Raw genomic sequence first — 8,475 nt, 5'->3', positions numbered from 1 at the left:
GCCCCCCGCCCCCCCCCGCCCCCCCCGCCCCCCCCCCCCCGCGCCCCCCCTCCCCCCCCCCCCCCCCCCCCCCCCCCGGCCCCCCCATCCCCCCCCCCCCCGCCCCCCTCCAGACGCGGCAAGCCATAGGCTGCATCGCTAATCTTCCACGGGCGCAGCCATAGGATGCTACGCTTTTTTCGCACGGGGGAAGCCATAGGATGCTTCGCTTTTTTTGCACGGGGGAAGCCATAGGATGCTTCGCTTTTTTTGCATGGGGGAGACCAGAAAAAACTAACGGATTTAACCAATAAGTGTTGCCATCAAGGATAACTTTTTGGACTTCCCCCATAAAACTTAAAAGACACTACAAACCCCAATACTTTTTTACCCAGTCACTCCAATGAAAAAGCAGCAAAAATTTTGGCATAATGCCCACAATTTAGAGCCACTCCCTAACGACTATGAATCTTGGAAGGCTGCAAAAAAGCAGGACTTTATTTGGCAGCAAAGAATTTTAGAATCCCGCTACGATAACCTACCGCCACTCAAAAAAATTGACGTTATCGGCTTATTTTTTACTCTCTTAAGCATCAAAATGGATCGCTTAGCCGATGAAGCGCCCCGCAAATGGAACAAAGCCATTCACGCCCATGCCAGTGTGGCTAAGGTTAAGTTAATCCCCTCCCCGACCAGTCCATTTACCGGTTTATTCAAAGGAGCCGACTATGGTCTTCTACGATTATCCCTCACAGGTGATCCCAGCGATCGCGGATTTGCCCCAGGGTTAGCCCTCAAGCTTTTGGTGGATGGCAAACCCTCCGAAAACTTCTCGGCGTTGGTTTCCCTCACCGGTCAAGGCAATAACTATAATTTCTTTGCCAATGAATTGTCTAATATCGTTCCCGAAGAAAACGATTTAGGTCCTAAATTCATCAATTTAATCTTCCGCCGCGTCAGCAAATTTCCCCGCAAACTCTATTTACAAGGCTTTGCCAAAATAGACCAAACGGGTCATCCAGAACCTGATCCCTTTTATCCCTATCGCCTTTTTCTGGTTCCCAATCCCACTATTCAGTTTCCTGAACAACCACCCCATGATTTCAGAGATGACCTTGCCACAATTCCGGCTGGAACCTCTTTATTTTCCCTCTATGCCGTTGTTCCCCAAGAAGTAGGAGACGAAAACGCCAACCAGAACGCTGATATTATAGACCAGCCAAGTTATCGCCAAAACGCCCAAATTATCGGACATCTGGAAACCACCTCGGAATTTGTGGCATCCTACTATGGTGATAGCCAACTCTTTTTTAGACACCAGCGCTTCGCCAATCAATAATCCAGCTTTAACCACCATTGATATTCACAGTCGAATCCTGACTGGTGCCAAGCCGCTAAATCCACCTCCGTTAGTGGTGTTACATCGGAACAGTGCGGCTGAATCCCCTGACTCAACAGCGCCCAAACCAGACTGCGCGTCATATCCAGTCCCGTCTTCAACCACGATTCCTGATTACCTGGAATCCCCCGTTCCTGTACCGTATCCACATCCACCCAAATCCCATTCGCCCCCAAAAGAATTTGCGCTATCCACCCAGCTCGTGGTAAATGGCTCGGAGAGGTAATTAACTGAACATGACGCACCCCCCAGCGACGTAAAATGGGAATACCGAAGTAGAAATTACCAAACGTGGAATCCGCACATTTTTCTAACCAAACCTGACCTATTGGCGCGTTATACTTTTGAAAGATGAGCCAAATACAGGGTTCCTTAGAGCCTTGAGAAATCAAAACGGGAGTTTGGGGATGTTGTTTCACTAACTGAGCAACATAAACCTCTCGGCGAATACTTCCCCCCAAAACAAAAAACGTATCTACAGGTGCAGAGGCTCCTGCTGGCAATCTGAAGATACTAGCAAGTAACCCTATACTAAGAATAACGACTAGGCTTAATAGCCCTAAGCCTAACCAGCGTAGTCGTTGCTTAGACAGTAGCCAACGCGCAAACCCTAGCCAATGGCGTGTAATCAATCGTCTCACTCAGGCTTACCACTTGATTCACTCTTACTGTCCGAGGCGAAGAGATTGTCTTCATCAACAGGACAATAGGTAAACTGGCACAAAATTTCTGGAAATTAGCCAGATAAGTTGAGTATAGTAGCAATAGACGGATTTGATGCCGCCAGAACTATGCTATCCCTACTCAGGGTGAGTAACTTGAACTACGTCCTTGGACACCTCTACCCATTATTACCCAAAACTGGGGAGAGACTTGTCTTGATCAAGGTTACCACAGGGAGTATGTATACTTTATTGGTATACCTATCTAGCCAAAAACCACAGTTAGGTAGGTCAAAGAATGGTTCCGCCAGTTAGGTGTTGTTAGCCTGTGGACTGGTCGAGTGCCCTCACCACCAGGATGAAACAGGAAGTAAGTTCCAAAGATGTCCGCCTGTAGGTAACTTTGGGTAAGTCTTATGTAACGGAATGCCAATTATTGCAGCCAACGACTGGGTACGCTTTGACTGTCCGCTTTAAACCCACCCATAGTCTGTTCGACGTATTTCCCATGAATCAATATTCTAAAACCTTCCCTTGGCTCAAAAGCATCCTCTTAACTGGTGCGATCGCAACAACAGCCACATTATCATGGTTAGCCCCAATTGGCAGCAATCGCTCCGTCTCGGCGGCGCTTCAGGATAGTCCCAAGACGGTTGTTGATGAAGTTTGGCAAATTGTTAATCAGGAATACGTCGATCCCTCGTTCAATCAAGTGGATTGGCGAGCAACCCGTCAACAGCTACTCAACCGAAATTATACGTCTGTCGAACAAGCCTACCAAGCCATTCGCGACGCCCTAGAACCTATTGGTGATCCCTACACTCGCTTTTTAGAACCCGAACAATTTAAAGCCCTAACTGATCAAACAGCGGGTGAACTGTCTGGGGTAGGAATTCGCATGGGTGTTGATGAGAAAACCCAAAAGCTGGTTATTGTTGAACCGATTCAAAATTCGCCGGCGTTTGAAGCCCAACTTAAGTCGGGAGATAAAATCCTCGCCATTGATGGCAAATCCACTCAAGGAATGAGTGCTGAAGAAGCTTCGGCGTTAATTCGGGGAGAAGTCGGCTCATCGGTGATACTGCAAATTTCTCGTCAAGGGCAAAGTCCTTTTGATGTCACTCTAACCCGCGCCCAAATTGAGCTACCGTCTGTACACTATACCCTCAAAAACGAAGGTCAGATGCAGGTGGGTTATATCAGCGTCGATGAATTTAGTTCCCATGCGGCGGAACAAATGCAACGGGCAATCCGCAATCTGGATAGTCAAAATGTGGATGGCTATGTTTTAGATTTGCGTGGAAATCCTGGAGGGTTATTATACGCCAGTATTGAAATTGCCCGCATGTGGATTAATGATGGTGAAATTGTCCACACAGTTGATCGTAAAGGCGGAGAACAAAAATTTTCTGCCAACAAAACCGCCCTGACTCAACTTCCTCTCGTTGTTTTAGTTGATGGCAATTCAGCCAGCGCTAGTGAAATTCTAACGGGTGCGCTCAAGGATAATAAACGGGCGATGGTTGTCGGTTCGACTACATTTGGTAAAGCCGTCGTGCAGTCTGTCCATTCTTTATCCGATGGTTCGGGCTTAGCTGTTACGATTTCCCGCTACTATCCTCCTAGTGGTATTGATATTAATCACAAGGGAATTGCCCCTGATGTGAAAATTGATTTAACTCGCGCCCAACAGCAGCGTTTAGTGACACAACCGATGTTACGTGCCACAATCGAAGATCCTCAATATAAGCAAGCGATTACTGTTCTCGAAAATACAGTGCTAGCACAACGGGGTTTGAATAAACCGACTGAACCAATTAGTGTTCGGTAAGACTATCAATTGGGTTGGTTATTAGTCATTGGTGACTAGTTTTCTACTAATGACCTCCATTCAGCGACAGTAGGGGTTTGGTTACCAAACCCCTACTACGGCGTGGTGAGGATGTCTTTGCAAGAGTTTGAGCCTAAACCTGCCCCTATCATCAGACAGACGTGCCATGGCACTCTAGTTATCTTGATAAATTCGGGCTCCTCACCCCCGTTATTAATCGCCGGGTAAAAGGGGGTAACAAAGGCGGATTTGGTATCACAAATCAATCGGGTCTAACCAAAGAGGTTAGACCCAACTGATCGTTCTATTAGGACTTTTCAAGCCGTTAATTTTTCAGGTTTTAATCTGAGCTTACTAATGTTGGCAATATTCCACAGGTTCACCGCTTATTGACCCGCATAAATCTGTCTTTCTGGACTTGAGTTGGGTTTCGGTTTCCACCGAATCTAACCCCTTACTGCTACGCTAGGTTAGTTACTTCTGTGGCAGAGTCAAAGATGGGGGATGATCGTCATAACCTCTGACTCTTCGTTGGTTTTTCTCCAGTTATTATTGACTCTGGAGGACGACCTCCATATTTAAAGTAACATGATTGTCCCTAGTTGCCAAACAGGATTTACTAAAGTTTAGAAGTTGTTACAAATAGCAATTTTTTCGGTAAGCTTTACCTGAACTCCCAGTAAACGGTAATATTCACTACAGTTCTAGATCCGATTTAGACCAATCTTGTAATACGTAGGGTGTACATCGAGGAGGGGTGTAGTCAACGTGGCAGTACAATGGGATCTCTACAATCCAGAAGAATTCTATGATGAGCTGTTCTCAGCCAAAGGACAGCCACGACCGTCAGCAGCCGCCCTGATTAATTGGATGCAGGGATTGCGCCCTGATGAACTCCAGCAACACCGGGAAACTGCTCAAGTCGCCCTGCTGAAGTTAGGCGTAACCTTCAGTGTCTACAGTGATAATCAGGGCATTGAACGGGTTTTCCCCTTTGATATCATTCCCCGGATTATCTCAGCTCAAGAATGGGAAATACTAGAGCAAGGACTGAAACAGCGGATCACAGCGCTTAATCTCTTCCTCAACGACATGTATGGGGAACAGCGCATTCTCAGCGATGGCAAAATCCCCTACGAAATTATTTTTTCGGCAAAAGGATTCCTCAAACCTTGCGTAGGCTTAAAACCCCCAAGCGATGTCTGGTGTCACATTACCGGAACCGATTTAGTTCGCGATCGCGACGGTCAGTGGTATGTTCTGGAAGATAACCTGCGTGTGCCTTCTGGTATCTCCTACGTCCTAGAAAACCGTCGGGTGATGAAAACTACATTCCCGGCAATCTTCCAAACTATGGCAATTAAGCCAGTGGATGACTATCCCAGCCATTTGCTAGAAACCCTGCTCAATTTAGCGCCACATCAACTTCCTGACCCCACCGTCGTCGTCCTTACCCCGGGTATTTACAACTCCGCATACTTTGAACATTCCTTTTTAGCCCAGCAAATGGGTGTGGAATTGGTTGAAGGTCGGGATTTAGTCGTCGTGGATGGCTATTTGCAAATGCGAACGACTAAAGGATTGCGGCGAGTGGATGTGGTGTATCGCCGTGTCGATGATGACTTTTTAGATCCCCAAGTCTTTCGTCCCGACTCTTTGTTAGGTGTACCTGGACTCATGGATGTCTATCGCCAAGGTCGAGTCGCATTAGCCAATGCGCCAGGGACAGGAATAGCGGATGATAAGGTTGTCTATGCTTATGTCCCAGAAATGATTCGTTATTACCTGGGAGAAGAGCCAATCTTATCCAACGTCCCCACTTATTTATGTTGGCAGGAAGAAGACCGAAACTATGTTTTGAATAATTTAGAGAAATTAGTGGTTAAGTCTGCCAATGAGTCGGGGGGGTATGGTATGCTAGTGGGTTCGAGTTCCACTGAGGTGGAACGGGCGGACTTTGCTGAACGGATTAAAGCCAATCCTCGCAATTATATTGCCCAACCCATCCTTTGCTTGTCGCGAGTACCCACGTTAATTGATCATCAGGTAGAAGGACGACATGTCGATTTGCGCCCTTACATTTTGCATCGGGGAGACGATGTTTACGTTCATCCCGGTGGATTAACCCGTGTGGCTCTGAGAAAGGGTTCTCTGGTGGTGAATTCATCCCAAGGTGGAGGAAGTAAGGATACTTGGGTGCTTAACCATTTATAAATTATGAAGTAGGAATTTCTATTTCCTCTCCCCTGTGAAAAAGTTCCTTGAAAAAGGACTAATGACTAATTAGCAATAACCAATCAAAAATACTTATGCTAAGTCGGGTTGCTGATTCTATCTACTGGCTCAATCGCTATATCGAACGTGCGGAAAATATCGCTCGGTTTGTGGATGTTAATTTAAATTTAATGCTGGATATGCCACCAGGAGTGACCCAGCAGTGGAAACCGTTGGTGATTACAACTGGGGATTCAGATTTATTCCGCGATCGCTACGGGGAGGCTACCTCGGACAACGTTATTCGCTTCCTCACCTTTGACTCAGATTATTCCAACTCAATTTTATCGGTACTCCAGCTCGCTCGTGAGAACGCCCGTTCGATTCGGGAAGTGATCTCCTCAGAAATGTGGGAAGAGGTCAATGAATTTTTCCTGATGGTTAAAGAGGCTTCCCAAGGAGGAGCGCTACAAGCCTTACCTGATTTTTTCACCCAAGTCAAACTGGCTAGCCATCGCTTTGCTGGAGTTATGGATGCCACAATGACTCATAATGAGGGATGGCATTTTGGGCAAATGGGCAGATTGCTAGAGCGGGCAGATAAAACGACCCGAATTCTAGATGTAAAGTATTTTGTATTACTCCCGTCTGTACAGTGGGTGGGAACACCATTGGATCAAATTCAATGGATGTCACTGCTCAAATCTGCCAGTGCTTATGAAATGTATCGCAAGTCCCAGCATCGGATTACACCCACCAGTGTCGCCGAATTTCTGATTCTCAACCGTCAGTTCCCCCGCTCAATTCACTTCTGTCTAGCGCAAGCGGAACAATCGCTGCATCAAATTACTAGCACTCCTCGGGGAACGTGGTGTAACCCAGCCGAACGTGCTTTAGGTCGTTTGTGTTCTCAACTCGGATATCTAACGATAGAAGATGTTTTCGAGCAGGGTTTGCATGAATTTTTAAATCAAATGCAAATCGAAATTAATCAAGTAGGTAACCAAATCTCGACAACATTTTGTGCGGTAGAACCTGTAGCCTAGTACCCCTAGGCGGAAGTCAAAAGCCTGCCCTTGAGCCCAGCGAAGGGTCAAAAGTTATTGGTGACAAGCTAGCTTTAGTTTATAAACCCGTCCCGACAATTAACTTAGGATTTATTACTTAGGACTTATTACTTTGTTTGATGAATTATCGTGCGTTACAAAATTTGCCACACCACAACCTATACGTATAATCAGCCCGTTATTCTAAAACCCCATATTTTGAGGTTAAGTCCCCGCTGTGACGGGACTCAGAAACTGCATTCGTTTACACTAGACGTTGAACCCCAACCCACAAGCATTTCCGAGATTATCGAACTAGATGGGAATGCGATCGCGAAACTTTGGTTTAATACCAGCACCGAACAATTAGCGATCAGTGCTACATCCGTTGTCGAAACCTGTCGCACCGATCCCGATAACATTCAACTGGAACCTTGGGCAACTCAGTTACCCATTGACTACCCCGACTACTGGTCATCTCAGTTACAGCCTTATCAGCAATTTTATGACCCCCTCTTAGTGGACGCAATAAAGCCATTAGCGCAGGACATTTACCAGCAAGTCAAGGGTGATACCGTTAACTTTGTCCAAACACTCAACCAACATCTCTACAGTCATTGTAAACCCCAATATCGGGAAAAAGGGGCATCTTGGTCTCCCAGTAAAACGTGGCAATTAAAGCGCGGATCTTGTCGAGATTTAGCGGTGCTATTCATGGACGTTTGTCGGGTGATGGGATTAGGCGCACGGTTTGTCAGTGGGTATCAGGAAGGTAATCTAGAACGATCGCAACGATACCTTCATGCTTGGGTAGAGATTTACTTACCTGGTGCAGGGTGGCAAGGCTATGACCCCAATCAAGGCGTCGTTGTCACGGATCGTCATATCCCCCTCGTGGCTTGCGCTATACCCCGTTATGCTGCCCCGATTTCTGGTGCGATCGCGACGACTAAATCGGTGGGTGAAGGCGCTAGGAAAATTGAGTCTGATATGAAAATTAATTTGTCTATTTCCAGAGATGAATATAGCGGTTTTCAGTCCGATACAATACACCTCTCATAAGTTGAATGTCACACTCCTTAAGCCGAGAACTAAAGTTCTGGCTAAAAGCTTAAACCCGTTAAAACGGGTTGAAAGACTTACCTAGTAAGTTCCATTTTTACTTGAGCAAAGATAAGAAATTTATTTCCTGGCGTCCAAGTTGGCAAGATTCGGTTTAAGAAGCGTGCCATTCTATCATAATTAATGTAGGGGCGGGTTTAGCCACTAACCCTAGCTAGTTACCAATAACTGAACAACAAAACCCGCCCTGGCTAGTTACAGCCGTTGCCATTAAGGTGAGTA

6 protein-coding genes are annotated in these 8,475 nt (G+C 46.4%); 5 read left to right on the top strand and 1 reads right to left on the bottom strand.

Annotated elements, in window-relative coordinates:
• The first annotated feature begins 382 nt into the window (after nucleotides 1-382).
• Nucleotides 383-1,318 (top strand): hypothetical protein, encoded by a 936-nt coding sequence (locus RIM23_RS12150; protein WP_446367394.1) that lies wholly within the window; start codon nucleotides 383-385, stop codon nucleotides 1,316-1,318.
• On the opposite strand, the gene RIM23_RS12145 is transcribed toward RIM23_RS12150, so the two are convergent.
• On the bottom strand, nucleotides 1,312-1,917 hold the full coding sequence (locus tag RIM23_RS12145) for a YdcF family protein (RefSeq protein WP_446367396.1): 606 nt from the start codon (nucleotides 1,915-1,917) through the stop codon (nucleotides 1,312-1,314). The two genes, RIM23_RS12150 and RIM23_RS12145, sit on opposite strands and share 7 nt — an antisense overlap.
• Nucleotides 1,918-2,548: 631 nt before the next feature.
• Here RIM23_RS12145 and ctpB point away from each other — a divergent pair.
• From ctpB to RIM23_RS12125, 4 genes are all read left to right on the top strand, one after another.
• Complete coding sequence (ctpB, locus tag RIM23_RS12140) at nucleotides 2,549-3,871, top strand: carboxyl-terminal processing protease CtpB (RefSeq protein WP_446367392.1); 1,323 nt, start codon at nucleotides 2,549-2,551, stop codon at nucleotides 3,869-3,871.
• 768 nt (nucleotides 3,872-4,639) lie between these two features.
• The gene (locus tag RIM23_RS12135; protein WP_446367390.1) at nucleotides 4,640-6,085 is read left to right on the top strand and encodes a circularly permuted type 2 ATP-grasp protein; all 1,446 of its coding nucleotides are present in this window, start codon (nucleotides 4,640-4,642) and stop codon (nucleotides 6,083-6,085) included.
• A gap of 95 nt (nucleotides 6,086-6,180) precedes the next feature.
• Nucleotides 6,181-7,131, top strand: coding sequence for an alpha-E domain-containing protein (locus RIM23_RS12130; protein WP_446367388.1), 951 nt, complete (start codon nucleotides 6,181-6,183; stop codon nucleotides 7,129-7,131).
• 150 nt (nucleotides 7,132-7,281) lie between these two features.
• Nucleotides 7,282-8,193 (top strand): transglutaminase family protein, encoded by a 912-nt coding sequence (locus RIM23_RS12125; protein ID WP_446367386.1) that lies wholly within the window; start codon nucleotides 7,282-7,284, stop codon nucleotides 8,191-8,193.
• Nucleotides 8,194-8,475 lie beyond the last annotated feature (282 nt).

Origin of the sequence: Coleofasciculus sp. G3-WIS-01, assembly GCF_040223135.1 — a bacterium.
GTDB lineage: Bacteria > Cyanobacteriota > Cyanobacteriia > Cyanobacteriales > Coleofasciculaceae > Coleofasciculus.
The sequence above is the reverse complement of the archived record's forward strand: the minus strand, read 5'-3'. Positions and strand labels throughout refer to the sequence as shown.